Origin of the sequence: Pseudomonas sp. CFBP 13727 (assembly GCF_014841915.1) — a bacterium.
In the GTDB taxonomy this organism is placed as follows: domain Bacteria; phylum Pseudomonadota; class Gammaproteobacteria; order Pseudomonadales; family Pseudomonadaceae; genus Aquipseudomonas; species Aquipseudomonas baltica.
The window spans coordinates 39882-60661 of the sequence record NZ_JACYUT010000003.1; the positions used below are offsets into that span (position 1 = coordinate 39882).

The 20780-nt window shown below is 54.0% G+C and carries 16 protein-coding genes and 2 pseudogenes; 17 read left to right on the forward strand and 1 reads right to left on the reverse strand.

All coding sequences use genetic code 11. The features are described from left to right. The first annotated feature begins 26 nt into the window (after window positions 1-26). The 9 genes and pseudogenes from IFT76_RS10810 to IFT76_RS21010 all read left to right on the forward strand — a co-directional run bounded on the left by IFT76_RS10810 (window position 27) and on the right by IFT76_RS21010 (window position 9890). Window positions 27-1238: a site-specific integrase gene (locus IFT76_RS10810; RefSeq protein ID WP_192058319.1), complete on the forward strand. Its 1212-nt coding sequence runs from the start codon at window positions 27-29 to the stop codon at window positions 1236-1238. After that, the gene (locus IFT76_RS10815) at window positions 1231-2772 is read left to right on the forward strand and encodes a site-specific integrase (protein WP_192058320.1); all 1542 of its coding nucleotides are present in this window, start codon (window positions 1231-1233) and stop codon (window positions 2770-2772) included. Before IFT76_RS10810 ends, IFT76_RS10815 begins: the two co-directional genes overlap by 8 nt. Continuing rightward, the gene (locus tag IFT76_RS10820; RefSeq protein WP_192058322.1) at window positions 2765-4762 is read left to right on the forward strand and encodes an integrase; all 1998 of its coding nucleotides are present in this window, start codon (window positions 2765-2767) and stop codon (window positions 4760-4762) included. Before IFT76_RS10815 ends, IFT76_RS10820 begins: the two co-directional genes overlap by 8 nt. Window position 4763: 1 nt before the next feature. Then, entirely contained in the window at window positions 4764-5177 is a 414-nt protein-coding gene (locus IFT76_RS10825) for a hypothetical protein (RefSeq protein ID WP_192058324.1), read from the forward strand. 115 nt (window positions 5178-5292) lie between these two features. Next, on the forward strand, window positions 5293-5625 hold the full coding sequence (gene tnpA / locus IFT76_RS10830; RefSeq protein ID WP_084919541.1) for an IS66-like element accessory protein TnpA: 333 nt from the start codon (window positions 5293-5295) through the stop codon (window positions 5623-5625). After that, window positions 5622-5957 carry an IS66 family insertion sequence element accessory protein TnpB gene (tnpB, locus tag IFT76_RS20820; protein WP_004409766.1) on the forward strand — a complete coding sequence of 112 codons (336 nt, stop codon included), beginning with the start codon at window positions 5622-5624 and terminating at the stop codon, window positions 5955-5957. Before tnpA ends, tnpB begins: the two co-directional genes overlap by 4 nt. 83 nt (window positions 5958-6040) lie before the next feature. Then, window positions 6041-7567: an IS66-like element ISPsy43 family transposase gene (locus tag IFT76_RS10840; protein ID WP_192058326.1), complete on the forward strand. Its 1527-nt coding sequence runs from the start codon at window positions 6041-6043 to the stop codon at window positions 7565-7567. Between the two features lie 1192 nt (window positions 7568-8759). Beyond that, window positions 8760-9014 (forward strand): annotated as a pseudogene (locus tag IFT76_RS21005) (HAMP domain-containing protein); the annotation flags it as partial. Window positions 9015-9173: 159 nt separating this feature from the next. Next, window positions 9174-9890, forward strand: a complete 717-nt coding sequence (locus tag IFT76_RS21010) for a methyl-accepting chemotaxis protein (RefSeq protein WP_373271051.1) — start codon at window positions 9174-9176, stop codon at window positions 9888-9890. A gap of 173 nt (window positions 9891-10063) precedes the next feature. Here IFT76_RS21010 and IFT76_RS20825 read toward each other — a convergent pair. Then, window positions 10064-10291, reverse strand: a pseudogene (locus tag IFT76_RS20825) (hypothetical protein); the annotation flags it as partial. A gap of 177 nt (window positions 10292-10468) precedes the next feature. On the opposite strand from IFT76_RS20825, the gene IFT76_RS10850 reads away from it, so the two are divergent. The 8 genes from IFT76_RS10850 (at window position 10469) to IFT76_RS10885 (ending at window position 20755) form a co-directional block, all read left to right on the forward strand. Continuing rightward, window positions 10469-10708, forward strand: coding sequence for a metallophosphoesterase (locus tag IFT76_RS10850; RefSeq protein ID WP_244647939.1), 240 nt, complete (start codon window positions 10469-10471; stop codon window positions 10706-10708). Between the two features lie 90 nt (window positions 10709-10798). Then, window positions 10799-11686, forward strand: coding sequence for a LysR family transcriptional regulator (locus IFT76_RS10855; RefSeq protein ID WP_192058328.1), 888 nt, complete (start codon window positions 10799-10801; stop codon window positions 11684-11686). A gap of 141 nt (window positions 11687-11827) precedes the next feature. Next, window positions 11828-14512, forward strand: a complete 2685-nt coding sequence (acnA, locus tag IFT76_RS10860; RefSeq protein WP_192058330.1) for an aconitate hydratase AcnA — start codon at window positions 11828-11830, stop codon at window positions 14510-14512. Between the two features lie 23 nt (window positions 14513-14535). Then, on the forward strand, window positions 14536-15600 hold the full coding sequence (locus IFT76_RS10865; protein WP_192058331.1) for a lactonase family protein: 1065 nt from the start codon (window positions 14536-14538) through the stop codon (window positions 15598-15600). Between the two features lie 97 nt (window positions 15601-15697). Continuing rightward, window positions 15698-17026 (forward strand): MFS transporter, encoded by a 1329-nt coding sequence (locus IFT76_RS10870; RefSeq protein ID WP_192058333.1) that lies wholly within the window; start codon window positions 15698-15700, stop codon window positions 17024-17026. Next, window positions 17023-17769 carry a transporter substrate-binding domain-containing protein gene (locus tag IFT76_RS10875; protein WP_192058335.1) on the forward strand — a complete coding sequence of 249 codons (747 nt, stop codon included), beginning with the start codon at window positions 17023-17025 and terminating at the stop codon, window positions 17767-17769. Before IFT76_RS10870 ends, IFT76_RS10875 begins: the two co-directional genes overlap by 4 nt. Window positions 17770-18610: 841 nt before the next feature. Beyond that, complete coding sequence (phbB, locus tag IFT76_RS10880) at window positions 18611-19354, forward strand: acetoacetyl-CoA reductase (RefSeq protein WP_192058337.1); 744 nt, start codon at window positions 18611-18613, stop codon at window positions 19352-19354. Window positions 19355-19411: 57 nt separating this feature from the next. Continuing rightward, a complete protein-coding gene (locus IFT76_RS10885) occupies window positions 19412-20755 on the forward strand; it encodes a CitMHS family transporter (protein WP_192058339.1) in 1344 nt (447 codons plus the stop codon). Window positions 20756-20780: the final 25 nt, after the last annotated feature.

Consider the following 20780-nt stretch of genomic DNA (forward strand, 5'->3'; position numbering starts at 1 on the left):
TAAAAACGTAAAGTATTGGTGTGGGCATGGATATCTCATTGCGAAGATTTAGGGGGGCTGATGGCGAGCGTTTCTCGGTGTTGGTTGATAGCCAAGGGATGCCACTTTTTTATCCAACCTTGTTCTCCACCTGGAATCTTCGTGCCCGCTCTCTGGCAGCAAACACCATCACGAATGCGCTTAACGCAATTAAGGCCTTATTCGCTTGGGAGGCCCATGTCGGCCTGAGGGTGGAGTCGATCTTTTCGCGTAGCGAGCTGCTTGATCAAAACCAGATCAGAGACCTCTGTGATTTCCTTCAGCGCTCGTTACTCAGCGACAAAGAAAAGAAGGTCATCCCAATCAAGCGACAGCCGAAGGTCGTGGGGACAAGCAATTACTATTTCCGGCTATCAATTGTTGCCGATTATCTCGATTTCATCGCGCATAGGCTGGCTCCGAGTCTTGATGGCGCTCGGATCGAAAAGATGGTCGAGGCAATTAAGGCTCACCGACCTAGCAAGCCTTATAGGTCGTCTGCAAACCGAGATGATATCCATCTGACAGAAGAAGTCATTCAGGTGGTCGAAGACGCTCTCAAGCCAAACTCCCCAAACAATCCGGCCAGGGATTATGGCGTTCAACTGCGAAACGCCCTGATGTTCTTCGTCCTCAAGCTGACTGGGGTTAGGCGGGGGGAGCTCCTCAATTTGAGGATTTCAGACTTCGACTTTGGTGCAAATACCATGGCCGTGGTTCGACGCCCAGATTCGAACCTCGATGTCAGGAAGCATCAGCCTACAGCCAAAACGTTACCTAGGCGTTTGCGTATTCACCCAGAGCTTATCAAGAAGGTTTACGAGTACGTTTCAACGCATCGGGGCAAAGTTCCTGGAGCTCGGAGACATGATTTTCTGTTCGTCACCCATAAGGCGGGCCCGACGCAGGGCGCCCCGCTCTCAATAGGCGCGTTCAGCAAGTGGATGGGCAGCATCGGAGATCTCGTCGACGGGGCCGGGTTTCACGCTCATGCACTGCGACACAATTGGAACTACGAATTTTCTCGTATGGCCGATTCGAAAGGCATCAGTTCTGAGGACGAGGAAAAAGCGCGCTCGTACTGGATGGGGTGGAGTGAGACGTCAGGGACTGCAGGCTTGTACAACGCTCGGCACACGAAAGAAAAAGCGCAAGAGGCTGGGCTTGAGCTTCAAGAGCGTTATGTGAACCGTAAAAACGAGGTGGGTAGTGATGAATGATGTCCTTTCTTTAATGACTGATTCCCCTGCGGCTCCCCTCGGTCATCAGGGAGAGGTATTTCTCTCGCGTGAAAGCTACACCGTGGAGCTCTACGGTGACCGTTGGCGGCTGAGCAAGGACATCGACTTAGCCATAGGAAATTTCTGTGATGAGTTTCCTGGTGAAACTGATGTTTTTCGGCATGTGTTGTCGTTCTATGCAAAACATAGCTCACCCTCCCATGTGAAAAACCTCATGGAGCGTGTTGCTCATTATGTAAAAGGCCTCAATGGGGCTCAGATATTTTCGGTTGAGTCGATTATTTCCTACAGAGCGAGCCTGGACAAAACACACGAGTGGTATCTTTCCACCTCTCGAGTATTTTTCAAGCAGTGGGCTCGCTTAGGCTACACGGGAATTCCGGAAGAGACCCTGACTCTACTTGATAACCTCGTTATCAAGGGGAATCAAAAAGGCCGGGCTGTGCAGTCTATGTGTCCAGATGATGGGCCGCTCACTGACATTGAAATGCAGGGAATTGTTGAGGCCACCATCCACGCTTTTGCTCAGAGGCGCTTGAGTCTTTCGGATACCTGCTTAGTGATGACGTTGGCGATGACTGGAAGGCGGCCAGGGCAGATATCGGCGCTGAAGATCAAAGACTTGATTCGGCGAGACAATAAATATTGGATCAATTTTCCACGTGCCAAGCAACGGGGCATGAAGTGGCGCTCGACCTTCAAGAAATTCGCAATCGTCGAAGATCTCTGGTTGTTGTTGAATCAGCAGGCTGATCAGGTGGAGAGGTTATTCTGCAAAAAAATGCAGATCGAATCGATGTCATCAGAAATCAGGGCTGAGCTACCACTTTTCCCAAAGATCAAAGGTCAACTTTCTTTGCTTGATGTCGGAGAATTGCTGAGCTCGGACAGGCTACACATCCCATCCTATGAGGTCTACACCAGCGTCAGAGATGCTGGAGTAAAAATCCATGTGGTCAGCGAGCGCACGGGGGAGGCGGTATACCTGAACCCCAACCGTTTCCGATACACCCTTGGGACAAACTTGGCTCGTGAAGGCCAAGGCGAGTACGTGATCGCGGAAGCGCTTGATCACTCCGACACCCAAAACGCAGGGGTGTACGTGCGAAACATTCCTGAGATCGCCGAGCGAATCAACAAGGCCCTTGCGAAGCAGATGGCACCCATCGCCCAAGCGTTCAGAGGTGTCTTGATTTCCTCTGAACGCGACGCACGCCGAGGGGGAGATCCGTCCAGTCGGATATCAAGCGGTGGGGCCAGCGTTGGTAGTTGTGGCAGCTATGGCTTCTGCGGTGCCTTGGCACCTATTGCCTGCTACACCTGTGCCTACTTCCAGCCGTGGCGTGATGGGCCGCATGAGGAGGTCTTGGACGGCTTAATTGAACAGCGTGACCGGGTGGCAGCGCTGACAGGCGACCTAAAGGTCGCTTCGACCAACGACCGGTTGATTCTTGCGGTGAGTGACGTGATTCATCGTTGCCAGGTGGCGAAGGGTGAGGTGGTACATGGCTGAAATTGTATTCTTCGCGCCTAAGGCCGAGAAGGAAGCAAAGCAAAATCTTGCGGATTTCATCGAGTTGTGTCGCGACCGGCTGACGGTATTTGGAAAGGATTTAGATTGGAGCTCTAATGCGTGGCGAGGAGCGGTAAATTTCACGGTCAGGGGTGCGCCTGCTCGCGGATACCGTCCGGATCAAATTCTCAATGTAGAGATTCTGCCATTTGCTAAGGCGTATGTTCGTTACCAGCAAGGTATCAAGCCGTCACAATTGTTCAATGAGATGAAAGCCTTGCGCTGCATTGAGCCAGCCCTGCTGTCCGTAAAGGGTGTTGCTGACATTACGTTGGTGGACAATACCGTGATGGATGTTGCCGGCGGTTTCGCGAGGCAATACAACGCCTCCAGCTACCAAGCTGGTAAGGCGCTGGAGAAACTGGTGAAGTTTCTCAACGAAAGTAAGATCATCCCACATCGGGTGGAATGGAGAAATTCAATCTCCAAGCCGAGCGAAATCGACCGTATTGATCCACAGACAAAGGCAAAACGGGCGTCGAAGCTTCCCACTGATTTCCAACTCGAGTGCATGGCTGAGATGTTCGCCAATAATTCTCAGCACCCACGTGATCGTTTCACAACCTCTATATTTGCCTTGCTCATGTCCGCCCCATCAAGGATCAGTGAGGTTCAGGAGCTTCCGCTGAATGTTTTCCATCGGGAGAGGGACAATAAAGGCGTCGAGCATCTTGGGTTGCGATTCTTTGCAAACAAAGGGTATGGCTGGGATATCAAATTCGTCCCTGAGTACATTGCAGATATTACTGAAGAAGCCGTAAGGCGATTGACAGAAATGTCTGCAGAAGGGCGAGCGCTAGCGCGGTGGTACGAGACTAACCCTTCAGAGTTCTATCGGCACGACGAGTGCCCTAACGTCCATGAAGATGCGCCGTTGACTGATCGCGAGGTCTGCCTCGCGCTTGGAATGAACGTCGATACTGACAGATCTAACATTGACGCTTATTTCAAAAAATATGGGCCGTACCAGCAGATCAAAAAAAAACGCGAACCCCTGACGCTCGCGTTTCTCAATTCATACTGCCATTCAGTCTTGCCCAAGGGCTTTCCATGGATAGATGTCGAGCGAAAGCTCAAGTATTCAGAGGCTTTATGTTGCTACCGGGCTCACGAATTTAGGCTCGACTTGACAACCAGCCGGGTCAAACTGTGGGTGCCAGGAAAGAGCTTGTTTTCGACCGATTTGAATTTTATCCCAGGGCAAGAGCGAAGTATTTGGAATCGCAATGGGTATAAAAATCCTGATGGTTCGGAGATAACTTTGACTTCCCACGCCATGCGGCACCTGCTGAACACTGCTGCTCAGCGAGGCGAGTTAGGCCAGTTGGACATCGCACGGTGGTCTGGTCGAGCGAACCTGCACCAGAATGCCGTCTACAACCACATGACGGAAGACGAGTACATCAAGATCAGCGAGAACGCCTTGCCAGAAGGCGCGCTGGAAAAGATTCATGCCAATGTCCCGGTGACCTTCGCAGATTTAGACGCCGTAGGTGACGCCATTGCCCACGTTACGATTTACGGTTTTTGCGTCCACGACTACTCGATGACTCCATGCCAAAAACACATGGACTGCCTTAATTGCACTGAGCATGCGTGCGTCAAAGGTGATGCCGAAAAGCTTGAGCGTCTTCGACTGCAGCGCCGCCTTACTCAAGCCCAGATGGATAAGGCCAAAGCGGCGGACGCATCTGGCTACTTTGGTGCTGATCGGTGGAGCCAGCACCAACTCAAAACTCTAGCGCGTCTTGATCAGCTCATAGAGATCATGGAGAACCCGGACATCCGGGACGGAAGCGTCATCATGCTTAACAACGATCAGGAATATAGTCCGTTGAAACGCGAGATTACCGCTCGCCAAAACATCAAGCAGTTGGCTGAACCAGTTGCCGAGCTGCCTCTGTTGGATTTCGTGATGGATATGTTCTGACATGGCTACGCATCTGACAGATAGGCACATACGGATACTCATCGACCTGATCGACGCTTGGTCGGGAAAGCTCACATGGGATGCACTGTGCGAAAAGGGGGCTGAGGTGCTTGGCTTCCGACCGACCCGCCAAACGCTCAATAGCCATAAGGCAGTCAAGGCCGCCTTTGACGCAAAGAAAAAACATCAGAAAACAAGCCTAATGCCCAGCAAGCGCCCAGGGAGCCTTGCTATTGCCGAGCAACGAATTCGAAAGCTTGAAAGCGAGATTGCCCGGTTGACCTATGAAAATGAGCGCTTTATCGAGCAGTTCATTCGGTGGCAGTACAACGCTCAAAAGCGTGGCATATCAAGGGCATTGCTGGACGATCACCTCCCTGTTATTGACCGAGACTCGGCGGAGAAAAAAACCTGATGGCCAATGGTCGTAACCGTCCGGGCAACACACCTTCCTGACACCGTCGCTTGAGGCGATGGTGTCCACCCAAATATAGGTGGACACCATTTTTAGCCTTTTTAAGCGGACGCCCATGCCACAAGAACGCCGTTCCTATTCCAAGTCCTTCAAGGCCCAGGTCATTGCTGAGTGCGCCCAACCTGACACTTCAATTGCCAATGTCGCCTTGACCCACAACCTCAATGCAAACCTCGTCCATAAATGGATTCGGGTGCATGCACAGAAAAACCTGACACTTCAAACCGCCTTCATCCCGGTCAAGACATCGCCGCCGGTGCCGATGCATCAGGCCCTTCCTGCCACGATCCGAATCGAAGTGCCGCATTCAAAAGGCGTAGTCGCGGTGAGTTGGCCGGCAGAAAATGCAGCGGCGTGTTCTGCTTTCCTGCGAGACCTGCTGCGATGATCCGCATCGACTCCATCTGGCTTGCCACCGAGCCCATGGACATGCGCGCAGGCACTGAAACTGCGCTGGCGCGGGTCGTGGCGGTGTTCGGTGCGGCGAAGCCGCACTGTGCTTATCTGTTTGCCAACCGTCGTGCCAATCGCATGAAAGTGCTGGTGCATGATGGCTTGGGGATTTGGCTTGCTGCCCGGCGCTTGAATCAAGGACGTTTTTTTTGGCCGGGCGTGCGGCACGGCTCTGAAGTCGAGTTGGATGCAGAGCAACTTCAAGCCTTGGTGCTCGGCTTGCCTTGGCAACGCGTCGGTTCCGGAGCAGCCATCACGGTGCTCTAATTCGCCTGCCATGGCCTGCTTGCCAGCGCAATTGGCCCATCAGTCTATCGCCGCCACTAGCCCTCTCTGGCAAAATCGGCGGCATGACTTCGCATCCGAATCTCGATCAATTAAACCCTGAAGAACTGCGTGCCTTGGCGGCGCAGTTGATCCAGCGCGTCGAGACGATGGACAAGCAAATCACTCATCACAAATCGGTCAACGAGAAGCTGGCCCACGAGATCGCGCTGCTCAAACGCTTCAAGTTTGCCAAGCGCAGCGAGCAGTTGAGCCCGGATCAAGCCAGCTTGCTCGACGACTTGATCGATACGGATATCGCCGCTATCGAAGCCGAGTTTGAGGCGCTGCAACCGGCACCTGTCGAAGCCAAAGTGCGCCAGCAACCCAAGCGCGCACCGCTGCCACCGCAGTTTCCTCGCACACTGATCCATCACGAACCGGACAACAGCCACTGCCAGTGCGGCTGCGCACTCAAGCGCATCGGCGAAGACGCCAGCGAAAAGCTCGACTACACGCCCGGCGTGTTCACAGTCGAACGCCACATCCGTGGAAAGTGGGCCTGCGAACAGTGCGAAACACTGATCCAGGCGCCGGTACCGGCGCACGTCATCGACAAAGGCGTCCCGACCGCAGGCCTGCTGGCCCACATCATGGTGGCCAAGTTTGCCGACCATCTGCCGCTGTATCGCCAAGAGAAAATCTTCGGCCGCGCCGGGCTGCCCATCGCCCGTTCGACCTTGGCGCAGTGGGTGGGCAACTGCGGCGTGCAATTACAGCCGCTGGTTGATGCGCTGCGCGAAGCCGTGCTGACGCACGACGTCGTTCACGCCGACGAGACGCCGGTACAAATGCTGACGCCTGGTGCGAAAAAAACTCATCGCGCTTACGTCTGGGCCTATGCCACCAGTCAGTTCTCCAACCTGGCGGCGGTCGTTTACGACTTCAGCCCGAGCCGCGCTGGCGAACATGCCCGAGCCTTCTTGGGCAGTTGGAACGGCAAGCTGGTCTGCGATGACTTTGCCGGCTACAAGGCAGGCTTTGAACTGGGCGTTACGGAGATCGGCTGCATGGCCCATGCCCGCCGGAAGTTCTTCGACTTGCACGTGACCAACAAGAGCCAGGTCGCCGAAAAAGCGCTGAACTACATCGCGGCCTTGTACGAAGCTGAACGAGAAGTCCGAGAGCTGGAGCCGGGTGATCGGCAGCGAATACGGCAGGAAAAAGCAGCGCCAATCGCCGACGCACTTCATACCTGGATGATCGCCCAAAGACAGCTTGTGCCTGAGGGTTCGGCCATCGCCAAGGCGCTGGATTACAGTCTCAAACGCTGGATAGCGCTGACGCGCTATCTCGATGACGGTGCCGTGCCCATCGATAATAACTGGTGCGAGAATCAAATCCGGCCGTGGGCTCTTGGGCGTTCGAACCGGCTGTTCGCGGGATCGTTACGCAGCGGTAAACGTGCAGCGGCGATCATGAGTTTGATCCAATCGGCGCGACTCAACGGCCATGATCCGTATGCTTATTTGAAGGACGTCCTCACGCGCCTGCCGACGCAGCGGGCAAGTGAGATTGCGGAGCTACTACCGCATAGGTGGCGACCGGTTTAGTTGCGCAAGACGGGATGCCCGGACGCACCTCCAACTGGTGCCATTACCGGTCTACTTAGCCTTTATGCTGGTTATCCATGCATTCCTCCCTACAGCTTTGCCCGGTTCAGCCGATAGTTTTCGTACCAAGAGAAGCGCGGCAATTCGATCCTGTAACAAAGGAGAGTAAGCGGCTTTTGAGGAAGATCTCTTGGAATGCTTTCATTACCTCATAACCATAAATGAGAGATGGGCACTTTTTAACGCCTAAGAAAGCACTCACAGACCTTGAGTGATCGAGAACCCGATGAATTTATTAGCGCCTGCCCTGTTCGTTACCAACCGTGTTCGATTCCCCATGAAATTCGCAATTTTGGGATTTATTGTCCTGATTCCTCTGCTCCTGCTAGGCACCCGGGTGATGCTTTCACTGAACACGAGCATCACGGGCATCAAGCATGAACAGGTGGGTCAACAATACTTGTTGGACGTCACCCCTATCCTGCGTCTAACCATGATTCAGAGGGCGCTGACACACGGCATGCTCAGCGGTGACACCAACGCAGTAGCCAATGCAGCACGCAATGCTGAAAAGCTTAACGATGCCTATGCGACTCTTGCTGCGCAGGACGCAAAATTTAGCACCCAACTGGCAACGACAGACCGAGTTCAGACGTTGCGTACCGCTAGTGTGCAGCTGGTTGAACGCGCCAAAGCAGGCGAAGCACCTTTGGTGATCTTTTCCGCGTGGAACGACCAGTTAACCGACCTAATGAATTTCGTTTACTACATTACGGCCACTTCCGGCATGATTTTGGACGAAGAAGCAGGTTCGTTGTACCTCATCGATCTAAGCTCTATACGTCTGCCTCGGCAAATAAATCTGGTCGGACAGATTCGCGGTCTGGCCAGCGGTTTTAGCGCTGACCGTCCTCTGGACGACACCACTCGTATTTTTGCCCAGACTTTGTTGAAACAGGAGCTGCTAATGCGTCAAGAGTTGCAGCAGAGCCTTTCCCTGCTTCGCCGAGAAGAGCCGAAATTATATGGTGTAGTTCAGCCGTCTGTAACAACAGCCATTACCGACCTGGAAAATCTGCGTAAAGACCTGGTGGACTACCTTGATCCGAGCAAGCGCTCAAACGTGAATGCCAACACCTTGGGCGAGCGTGGAAACGCCGTCGTTGCTCAGTTTTACAAAGCTCAGGATCAGATGCAGGAATCGCTGCGAATTCGAATTGATGAGCGTCTGAATACACTGAGTAATGAGCGTACTTTCGGCACTGAGCTATTTATCGCCATTGCGATACTGCTGCTCTATGCGTTCGTCGGCATCTACAAGGCTCTGCGGATTGGGGTTGATGAGCTCCTAGCTGTGACGGCACGTATTGCTCAAGGCGATCTGAGCGCGCGCGTCCGAATCAACAGCCACGATGAAATCGGTGATGTAGGCGAGGGACTTAACCGCATGGTAACGGCCTTCTCTGGCTCACTGAGCCAGGTGGAGCGTAGCTCGCATTCAGTCTCAGATGCGGCAAAGCGACTAGAGATCTCCATAGGCCAAGCCAAAGCCTCAATGAACTCACAACAGGCTGAAACCGAGCAGGTTGCTACTGCCATCAACGAAATGACCGCGAGCGTTGCCGACGTGGCCCAGAATACCGAGGGCGCGGCACGTGCCGCTGAATCTGCAAGCAGTGCGTCTAACGACGGCTTGAAAGTTATGATTGAAACAAGTGCCGCTATTGAGGCGTTGGCCAACGAAGTGGAGCTCAGTGCAAGCAAAGTCGAAGCGTTAGCGACACACAGCAAAGAAATCGGTGGTGTCATCGAGGTCATCAGTACCATCGCGGATCAGACTAACCTGCTGGCCCTTAACGCGGCCATCGAGGCGGCGCGAGCTGGCGAGCAAGGCCGTGGTTTCGCGGTCGTGGCTGACGAAGTGCGGACTCTGGCCTCGCGCACACAAAACTCCACAGAAGAAATTCGACGGATCATCCAACAGTTGCAAGGCGCTACTGATGCCGCTGTTCAACAGATGAAAGCTGGGCAAACCCGAGCTAGGGAATGCATTCAGGCAGCGAGCCAAGCGTCTGGCAGCCTGAACCAGATCAATGAAGCAGTAGACGGAATTGTGGGCATGAACACTCAGATTGCAAGTGCGGCGGTGCAGCAACATTCGGTCTCAGAGGATATCAATCGCAACGTCATCGGCATTCGAAACAGCAGCTTAATCGTCATGAAAGGCGTAGAGGACAACGCCGTAACGGCTGACGAGCTTTCATTGCTCGCTAATGAACTTCGCAGCGTAGTCGGCAAGTTTAAGTTATCCAGCAACGCTTGAAAGGAATCTCAAGCGTTTCAATTGTTGATAGCACGAGAAAGTGCTTTGATCGGGTCTGACTGGGGTGATGATGCCCGGCAGTCCCTGATCGACATTGAGGGCTGAGCTTCATCGTTGCGCAATCTCGTAAAACAATAGAGCCAGCTACGCTAGATGACTTGCCCGGACGGTTACATTTCGTACGTCTTCCCTTCGAATTCATTCCCGACCTTGAACGTGACCCTCAGCCTTGGCGTAAACGCTTTCGCAGCTTTCATCTTCGCTGCAGGAACGACAGTCGGCTTCGTGAACACAACCTCTGGCATGGGCTCCTACGCGGGAGGAGCAGAAAACTGCTCTTCGGGCTGAGCTGTACCGAACAGGGCACGGCGCATTTCTTCTTCAGTTAATTCAGGGGACATAGAACATCTCAGAGGCGGTATTTAGCTCGCAAATTCTACAGGGCTTCTGATCACCGTTACCTGCTACGTTGGGGGCTAGTATCGTTGGCGTTTAGCCGTCGCCCGTCAGACAATAACGCCTTGGCATCAATGGATTGCTTCCCAGATGGAGGTCACGCGCGAACAAGTCGCAAAGTATTGAGACTGTCTCAGAACGAGCAAGGGCGTGACTTCGTCGTCGGTGACATTCACTTCAAGACTATTGACCTGCACAAGGGGCTGAAGGCGCTTGGCTTCGACAGCACGGTGGATCGTGTGATCGCCGTAGGAGATCTGATCGACCGAGGGCCAGGCGCCTTAGATGGTCTCAAGCTGCTGGGCGAGCCATGGTTCTTTACGGTCAGGGGCAATCACGAGCAGATGCTGATCGATGCATAAGCACCATAACTCGAGCTTGCCAGCATGTATTCACCGCTAGCGGCATTAGGTAGGTATTCTGCAACAGACCATCGAAAAGGTACGGAATGAATGCGCTACGACCTCATCACAATGGACGTTTTCATCGCTGTGGCCGAAGAGCGCAACCTTACCCGCGCCGCTGAACGATTACACTTGGCTGTATCGGCTGTAAGCAAACGTATAGCCGAATTAGAAGAACAGGTTGGCTCGGCCTTGCTGCTGCGTTATGCACGAGGGGTAGATCTGACACCTGCTGGTCAGTCGGTTCTGCACTACGCGCGTGAGCTGCGTTCGGTGCTCGGCCACATGGACGAAGAGTTGGCCAGTTACTCTGCCGGCGTGAAGGGTCATATTCGGATTCACGCCATCACATCTGCGCTGGCGCAATTTCTCCCCACCGACTTGGAGCGCTTTCTAGCCAGCTACCCCCTCATTAATTTCGACATAGAAGAACGTGTGGGCTCGGCTGTAGTGAAGGCCGTGGTAGAAGGCCGGGCTGATCTCGGTATATTCGCGGAGCACACCCCTGCCGCAGGTCTCGAGGTTCTCCCTTACCGCCAGGATCAACTCGTTGTGGTAACGCCGAGTGATCATGCCGTGACTGAAAAGGGAAAGATCTCATTTCAGGATGCCTTGGAGCATGAATTCGTTGGCCCTCACCTCGACAGCTCTCTCTACACACTGTTCGCCCAGCAACAGCCGGACTCAGGGAGAGAAATGCGTGTACGCGTTCGCGTCAGCAGCTTCGAATGTATGTGTCGACTGGTGAGCGCCAAGGTGGGGATCGCGATATTGCCTAAAGCAGCTATCCAGCAATATCTGCGCCCTTTAAAACTCAAGATGACGCTCCTTGACGAATCATGGGCGAGGCGCAGTCTGGTAATTGGAATGAGGAGCTCAGAGCTGCTGTCGCCAACGGTGAGGACGCTCGTGGAACATTTGGGAAAGAATCACTAATGGCATCAATGGTGTCTTCCTAACGGAGCGTTCTCCTCTCACGAACGCTGGCTTGGCGAATGACCAATTTTCGTTTACCTTCTGTGCCCATAGGATCGGGTCATTAGGGCATCAGATTGCCCGTACAAGCACGAGACAATCATGACCCTTACCGCCAAGTCTTACTTTAGTCTTCTCGATATAGCTGAAGAGCGTTACTCCTACGTTGACCTTCGCAAGCTTCTGACCCAGTCAGAGTTAGAGAGCCTTCCCTACTCGATTCGTTTGTTGCTGGAAAACGTAGCACGCTGCTCGCCTGAAGCTCTCGAATCGGTACTAGCTTGTGCTGTTGGTAAAGGGCCGGCCTGTGAAGCTCCGTTCTTCCCCAATCGTCTTATGTTCCATGACACCACATGCCTGCCTGCGCTTGCAGACTTTGCGGGGATGCGAGACCGGGTAGCGGAGCTAGGTGGTGATCCTGAGCGAGTGAATCCGGTCATTCCCGCTGTGCTAGCCATTGATCACTCGGTGATCGTCGAGCGCTATGCCGATCCAGATGCAGTAGAAGCAAATCTGGACATCGACTTCCGCCGCAACGGCGAGCGCTATCAGTTCATCAAATGGGCCCAGAAGAGCCTGGAAAACTTCAAGGTCATTCCTCCAGGCACTGGCATCATCCATCAGATGAACATGGAGGCGATGGCCCAAGTCGTCTGGGAGAGTGTAGGCCCGGAAGGCGAACGTCTGTTGCACCCGGACGATATGGTCGCTACCGATAGCCACACCCCCATGATCAACGCTATCGGTGTCCTTGGCTGGGGCGTTGGAGGGCTTGAAGGTCAGGCCGCCATGTTGGGAGAGCCGGTACCCATCAGTTTTCCGGAAGTGGTTGGCATCCGCTTTACCAATGCGCTGCGCCCTGGCGTAACAGGGACAGATCTCTCCCTCTACGTTGCCGAGATTCTTCGCAAGCGCAAAGTGGTCGGTAAGTTTGTAGAGTTCTGCGGCCCTGGCTTAGACAATCTCACTTGGGCTACCCGAGGCACAGTAGCCAATATGGCGCCTGAGTACGGCGCCACCGTAGTGTTTTTCCCGTTCGACAACGAGACGTCCCGCTATCTGAAGCTTTCCGGTCGCTCACCAGCCCTGCGCGCTAAAGCTGAGCGTTATATGGAAACCCAGCAGCTATGGCGCCATTCGCACGCACCAGAGCCTATATTTGCAGATGTAATCGACTTGGATCTCGCAAGCCTTGAACCAAGCGTTGCTGGCCCGCACCAGCCTCATCAGCGTCAGCCTTTAGCTCAGGCAGGTTCGTCATTTGACGAGCACGTTATCGGCGCTCAGTTGATCGCAACTACCGCACCTGAACAATTTGATGAGCCAAGTTTTGGAGAGCCTATTGGCCACGGCGCGGTGGTCATCGCGGCTATCACCAGCTGCACAAATACGGCCAACCCGGCACAGATGATTCAGGCTGGCCTACTGGCACGCAAGGCACGGAATATGGGACTTACCCGCAAACCGTGGGTGAAGACCTCCCTTTCGCCAGGCTCCCAAGTAGTAGCCGACTACCTGCGTGAAGCCAAACTGCTAGAGGACTACGCCGCCCTGGGCTTCGATCTTGCAGGCTTCGGATGCATGACATGCATTGGTAACTCGGGCAGCTTGGAATATCACGTCGAAGCCTTTGCTGAACAGGGACTCAAGGGCGTAGCCGTGCTGTCGGGCAACCGGAATTTTGAAGGACGGGTGAACCCCAAGGTGCCTGCAGGTTACCTTGCCTCCCCTGCATTGGTGGTCGCGTACGCCATAGCGGGCGATATCCATGTTGATCTGGTCAATCAGCCATTGGGCCAAGACAGCAATGGACGGGACGTATATCTCAGCGAGCTCATGCCAAGCGATGAAGAAGTTGCCGAACTCGCTAGCCGCGTAGTAAAGCCAGAATTCTTTGCGGAGCGTCTGCGAACCGTATGGGACGGAACTCACCATTGGCAGGCGCTCAGTGCAGCAGGAAGCACCCAGTTTCCATGGGATCCGGCCTCGACCTATCTTCGCCGGCCACGCTACTTAGAAAGTATTGAAGCTGAGCCACCAAAAACCTTGGCAATCGACAATGCCAGGATTCTCATGGTTTTGGGCGACAACGTCACCACCGACCACATCTCGCCCGCTGGTTCTATACCTAGAGATAGTCTAGCCGGAAAGTGGCTTATTGAGCATGGCGAAGATCCAGTCGACCTCAACCAATACTCAACGCGACGTAGTAATCATGAGGTCATGCTGCGGGGTGCATTCACCAACCGCTCGGTGCGCAATTTGCTACTCGGTGAGCAGCCTGGCTTAGGAGCCTGGGCATGGACAGCAGATGGTCAACAGGTGCTGCCAGTTTATGAGGCTTCTGCGAGTTACTTGGCACAGGGGACACCGCTGGTTGTGTTCGGCGGAATTAACTACGGCGCTGGCTCCAGCCGCGACTGGGCAGCGAAAGCGCAGGCATTGCTCGGAGTGCGTGCCGTCGTAGCACGTAGCTTCGAACGAATTCACCGCAGTAATCTGATCGGAATGGGTATTTTGCCGCTGACCTTTGTCGAGGGTACTAGCACTCAGAATCTGTCGCTCGAAGGGCATGAACAGCTGACATTCAAAGGGCTCGAGCAACTGGCTGTTGGCGTGAACATCGTCACCTTGCGTATCGAGCGAGCTGGTAAGCAGGAGCAACATGTTGATCTGCAGCTCAAGCTCGACTCCCGCCAGGAGCTCATCTACCTGTCTCAAGGCGGAATACTGCCATACGTGGTGCGCAAGATGCTTCGCCGCGCAGACAGCCCTGCCCACGCCTGATGGCATTGACCATGGAGAATGCTATGTACGCCTATGTCGGTAGCCGCACCACTCGCGAGCGCAACGCGCGTGGAGAAGGTATAAGTGTCTACGCCGTGAATCAGGACGAAGGAACCTTGGAGCTGGTTCAAGTAGTACGTGACTTGGTCAATCCATCATTCCTCGCACTCAATCGCAGCGCAGACACGCTCTACACAGTTCACGGCGATCAGAGCGATGTGAGCGCATTCCGCGTCGACAAACGCACCGGGCAGCTGACCTTCTTGAATACGCAGAGTACGCAAGGTAAGAACCCGGTACACCTGGCGCTGGATCCATCAGAGCGGTATCTGGTCGTTACCAATCACATAGGCGCTAGCCTTGCCGTCTTTCCAGTTCAGGATGACGGCAGCCTTGCTCCATTGAGCCAGTTGCTAGAGGTGGTGGGCGAGCCAGGGCCACACAGGATCGAACAGCCCCATGCCAAGCCCCATTACAGCCTATTTGATAGCCATGGTCGGTACGTGATCGTACCGGACAAAGGCTTGGACAAAGTTTTCTCTTTCCGCTTCTCCGCTGGACGCCTGAGCGCCGCCACGATGCCGGCAGTTGCTACTCGTGAAACAGCCGGGCCTCGTCACGTGGCCTTTCACCCCGGAGGGGATTTTTACTACGTGGTCAACGAGCTTGACTCGACTGTCACCACCTACGATTACGACGCCGAGGGCGGCACACTTAGCCCAAAACAAATTCTGTCTACGCTGCCACAAAGCTATACCGGCAATAGCAGAGCAGCAGGAATTCAAGTAGATCGTGATGGACGGTTTGTCTACGCATCAAATCGTGGATACGACAGTATTGCCGTCTTCTCGGTCGACCCTCTAAACGGGTTGCTTGGCTTCAAGGAGGCGGTTCATAGCGGAGGATGTACGCCGCGCTTTTTTGCACTGACTCCTAATGGGCGCTATCTGATGGCGCTGAATGAAGACAGCGACAGCATCGTCACCTTTGCCGTAGATCAAGAGCAGGGCACGTTGCGGGCCACGGGTTTTCAGACATCCACTGGCAGCCCAGTGTGCATGATTTTTTCCCCCTCGCAACGATGTTGATGTCCTGCAAGAGCTAGTTGCCGGCTCTTTCGATAACGCGCTTACAACCACGAACAAGAACAATGCAGGCCGCCTCGAAGCGGCCCCGTGAGGCCCTATGTCTACTGAAAGCTCAGCCTTCGAAAAGTCGGTGGTGCGCAAAGTTACGCTGCGTATCATCCCTTTCGTGTTCCTGCTCTATATCGTGTCCTACCTGGATCGCGCCAACATTGGTTACGCCGCGCTCCAGATGAACGCAGATTTGGCGCTAACCAGTGAGGCGTTCGGATTTATTTCCGGGATTTTTTTCATCGGTTATTTTCTGTTTGAAGTCCCCAGTAATGTTTTGCTCAATCGCTACGGTGCCAGGGTATGGATAGCCCGCATCCTCGTGACCTGGGGCATTATCGCCGCCGCCACGGCATTCGCGGAGACATCTACGCATCTGTATGTCTTGCGTTTTCTACTCGGGGTTGCCGAGGCCGGGTTTTTCCCAGGCATCATCGTCTATCTCACTTATTGGTTTCGCTCCAAGGAGCTAGCCACTACGGTCGCGCTTTTTACCGCAGCGATTCCCGTTTCCTACATCATAGGCGCGCCCCTCAGCACCTGGATCATGGACAACATTCATTGGTTCGGCTGGAGCGGCTGGCGCTGGATGCTGTTTCTGGAAGGCATCCCTGCGGTATTCCTGGGCGTGGCATGCTTTTTCTATCTGACGGACAAACCAGAGCAGGCGAAATGGCTTAAACGCGATGAAAAAGAATGGCTACTAGCCGAACTGGAACGTGATCGTCAGTCGCGCAAGAATGTGAAGAACTTTGGCGCATTGAAGGCCATGACCAATCCTAAAGTGCTGTACTTATCCTTCATCTATTTTGTGTATCAATGTGGCAGTTTGGGGGTCGGTTACTGGATGCCGCAAATCATTAGGGGGTTCTCGGATTCCCTGACCCATACCCAAATCGGCATGATCGCGATGGTGCCTTACATCTTCGCAACATTGATGATGATAGGTTGGTCACGCAGCTCTGATCGGCATGGTGAACGCAAGCTCCACTGCGCTATACCATTGGCTGTCGCAACGGCTGCAATGGTAGGCGCGAGCATGGTAAGCAGTCCAATCGTCGCCGTCGCCATGATCAGCCTTGCTCTAGCAGGTCTTTACAGTTTCAAGTCGCCTTTTTGGGCACTTCCAACGCTTTTCCTAAGCCGATCTACTGCTGCCGTTTCAATAGCTGTGATCAACTCGATTGGTAATCTTGGGGGTTTCGTCGGCCCTTTTGCGATAGGCATGATCAAAGGATCGACCAACAGCGCTTCGATGGGGTTGCTGTTTCTTAGCGGTCTGTTGGCAGTAGCCTTCGTTATGACGCTGTTGATGCGAACCCACAACGACGACGCTCCAAACCATAAGCACCCAACCATTGCAGAGAAGCACCCATGACTACTTTAGATTCAAGCGTTCTCGCTGACCTAGCCCCTACAGGTGTCTTGCGTGCTGCCATCAACTATGGAAATCCGGTGTTGGCTCAGCGCGACATGAGCGGAACCCCTGCTGGAGTATCTGCCCGCCTAGCCAAAGCCCTGGCAGACGAGTTGAACGTGGCCATCGAATTCGTGACATTCGATGCTGCAGGCAAAGTATTCGCAGCCCTGACCGAATCGATCTGGGATCTGGCGTTCCTGGCCATAGAGCCCGTACGCTCAGCGGAAATCGAGTTCAGTCATCCCTACGTCATCATTGAAGGAACCTACTTGGTACGTGACGCAAGCGCGTACCAAGCCGTAGCCGAACTTGATCACCTAGGTGCGCGACTTGCCGTTGGTAAAGGCGCGGCCTACGACTTGTACCTAACCCGTACGCTGACGGCTGCAGAACTGGTTCGTGCACCGACATCCGCTGCAGCGGTGGAGTGGTTTTTGGAAAAGGGTCTTGAGGCCGCCGCTGGCGTTCGGCAGCCCTTAGAGGCATTTGCAGATAAGAACGAAGGCTATCGCGTATTGCCGGACAGCTTCACTGAAATCCGCCAGGCGATGGCCGTACCAAAAGGACGTACGGCGGGAGCTGAATACGTACGAGCATTTTTGGATCAGAAGATATCTAGCGGTTTTGTTGCAGATGCATTACGTGCCAGCGGCCAGGAAGATGTCCGCGTGGGGCCAACGCTGAACGAGCAGCGCCAATGAGCATCACGGTGCTGAGTGGAGCCTCCTGAAGCGAAAGCAGGAGGAATTTTGCGGATTATCGCATTGCCAATCTATTCGTTTGCACACAGAAAGCGTTCCACGCTTCGCTGCACGTGCATAAAGCGTCAGCTCAGCGCTTGCTCCGCTATTGGCAAGCGCTCAGCCCTTTCTTGGTCATCCTTACCTACGTTCGTTATTTCTCAGTAAGGACGCTATCTCTGGCGTCTGTTGGGTACTGGCAGCGGCTGCGCTCACAGAGCAGCTGCTACCCACCTGTCCCACCTAAGGCTCGTGGTAGTGCCTCAATTCCATCTGGCAGGCATACAGCGATTTGCTCCACTCCTCTCTAACGTGTGGCAGCCCCGACGAATCCCACTGAGCGGCAGGCCTTCGCATTAATATCTCGGATTCGCTACCGATTTCCCATCAAGTCTCAAGGCGAGCGTCGGTGCGATGGTTTGACTGAGCGACGCTGCTATACGCAGCCCCTAGTTTCTGATCGATATCACCGTCCGACTGTCCCCAGCATTCTCATTTGGAGAAGGCTACGTTACCTAATGACCAATTCAAATGTCGTGTGCGCGCCCCTAGGATGAAGACTCAGCCAGTTCATGAAAACAATAAAAGAGACTCGCCCGTGGATAGACTCCTCCAGATACGCCGGATCAATTTCCCTCCACTGAGTTATCGGCAACCGCCTGCCGGGCCGAACCGCCGGGTGACCTTTTAGGCCTTCGTCTAGTAGCGGTAACCGGTATGCGAATTACCGAACTACATCCGACGAAGAGCTCCGGTAAACGCCCAAACTTCCGATGCACCTTGTCACTTAGGAGGACTGCTCATGTCCAAACGAATCGCGTTCGTAACAGGTGGTATGGGCGGAATTGGCACCGCTGTATGCCAGAGACTTCATAAAGACGGCTTCATTGTCGTAGCTGGCTGCGGGCCAGATTCTGCGATCAAGGACGCTTGGTTGAAGAAGAACAAGAAGCTGGGATTTGAGTTCATTGCGTGTGAAGGCAACGTAGCAGATTGGAATTCTACAGTGGCCGCCTTTGACAGGATCGTAAGCGAAGTGGGCCCTATCGACGTGCTGGTAAACAATGCCGGTACCACATGCAATGTGGTTTTCAAGGACATGTCTCCGAATGATTGGCAAACCGTCATTGATACCAACCTCAACTCGCTGTTCAACGTGACCAAGCAAGTTGTTGACGGCATGAGCTCACGACGCTGGGGACGGATTATCAATATCTCAACGGTTAATGCACAACTGGGGCATATCGGCCAGGTGAACTACACCACGGCAAAATCCTCGATTCGTGGTTTCACTCGAGCCCTTGCTAGGGAGGTTGCCCACCGTGGGGTCACCGTCAATACCGTCTCCCCAGGCTACATAGGCACCGAGCGGCTCAAATCGATCACCCACACGTCCCTGATGGACAAAATCGTGGAAGACATCCCGATGAAACGTCTTGGTAAACCCGAAGAAGTCGCGGCGATGTGTTCATGGTTAGCGTCAGAAGAATCCTCGTTCGTCACAGGTGCCGATTTCGCCGTGAACGGCGGGTTGCACATGACGTGAAGCCGGGGCTCTGCGTAACTACCTCCTTATAAAAATAATCTTGATCAGGAGAATTCAATGCTGTCCTTTTTTGGCTACGGCATGATTGTAGTGTTCATGACATTGATCATGACCAAGCGGCTTGCACCCTTGGTAGCTATGACAATCATCCCCATCATCTTTGCCATGATGGCTGGGTTCACAGGCGACATGGGCACCATGATGATCGAGGGGCTGCGCAAGGTCGCACCCACCGCAGTGATGGTCATGTTCGCCATCCTCTATTTCGGGATGATGTTCGATACCGGCCTGTTCGATCCCATTATCAAAACGTTCATTCGTCTGATCAAAGGCGACCCCGCCAAAGCCGTAGTGTTTGCGACAATATTGGCTGGCATGGTTTCCCTCGACGGCGATGGATCTACGACATACATGATTACGCTTACAGCCATGCTGCCATTATTCAGGAGGCTTGGACTCAATCCACTGATTCTTCCCTGCGTGGTGATACTGGCCGCGAGCGTGACAAACCTACTGCCTTGGGGAGGGCCGCTCGCACGCGCCGCTGCGGCGCTGCAAGTCGAAACTACTGAGTTGTTCCTGCCTTTGATTCCATCAATGCTCATTAGCTTTGCCGGCGTAGTTCTGCTGGCTTTTTACCTGGGGATACAAGAGCGCCGACGGTTAGGTACGCTAAAGCTACCCACTGAACGAAGCGGTCGTTACGCCCAGGGCGCAGATGAAGACATGTCTGACCTGATGACCCTCAGCGCGGAAAACGCTGAGTTGCGTCGCCCTAAAATGTTCTGGCTCAATGCAATTCTGACCGTGACGTTGATGGGTTGCCTGGTGGTGGAGCTTCTGCCGCTGCCGATCTTGTTCATGATGGCTTTCTCGGTCGCTTTGGTAATCAACTACCCCAGCATTGATGACCAACGTCGGCGTATTGCCGCACATGCCCCGACCGCACTGAATCAGATAGCCATCTTCCTAGCAGCGGGTATTTTTGCGGGCATCTTGTCCGGGACAGGGATGGTAAAAGCCATGTCCGATACGCTCCTGTGGGCTTTACCTGAATCGTGGGGTGCCTATTTAGCACCGATTACCGCCTTGCTTAGCATTCCGGGCACCTTCTTCATGTCCAACGATGCTTTCTACTACGGCGTGCTTCCGGTGCTGGCTCATGCTGCTGAGGCTTACGGCATTTCCGCAGCGGAAATCGGGCGTGCGTCTATGGCAGGTCAGCCGGTGCATCTGCTTAGTCCTCTGGTAGCCTCCACCTACTTGCTTGTAGGTCTCGCCGGCGTGGAATTCAGTGACCATCAGAAGTACACATTCAAATGGTCACTGGCGCTTTCCTTACTCATCATGATGTCTTCAATGTTACTGGGCTTGTTCCCACTGTACTCAGTGGCATCGTAAAAAAACGAACTCGGCTGGTGCTTCG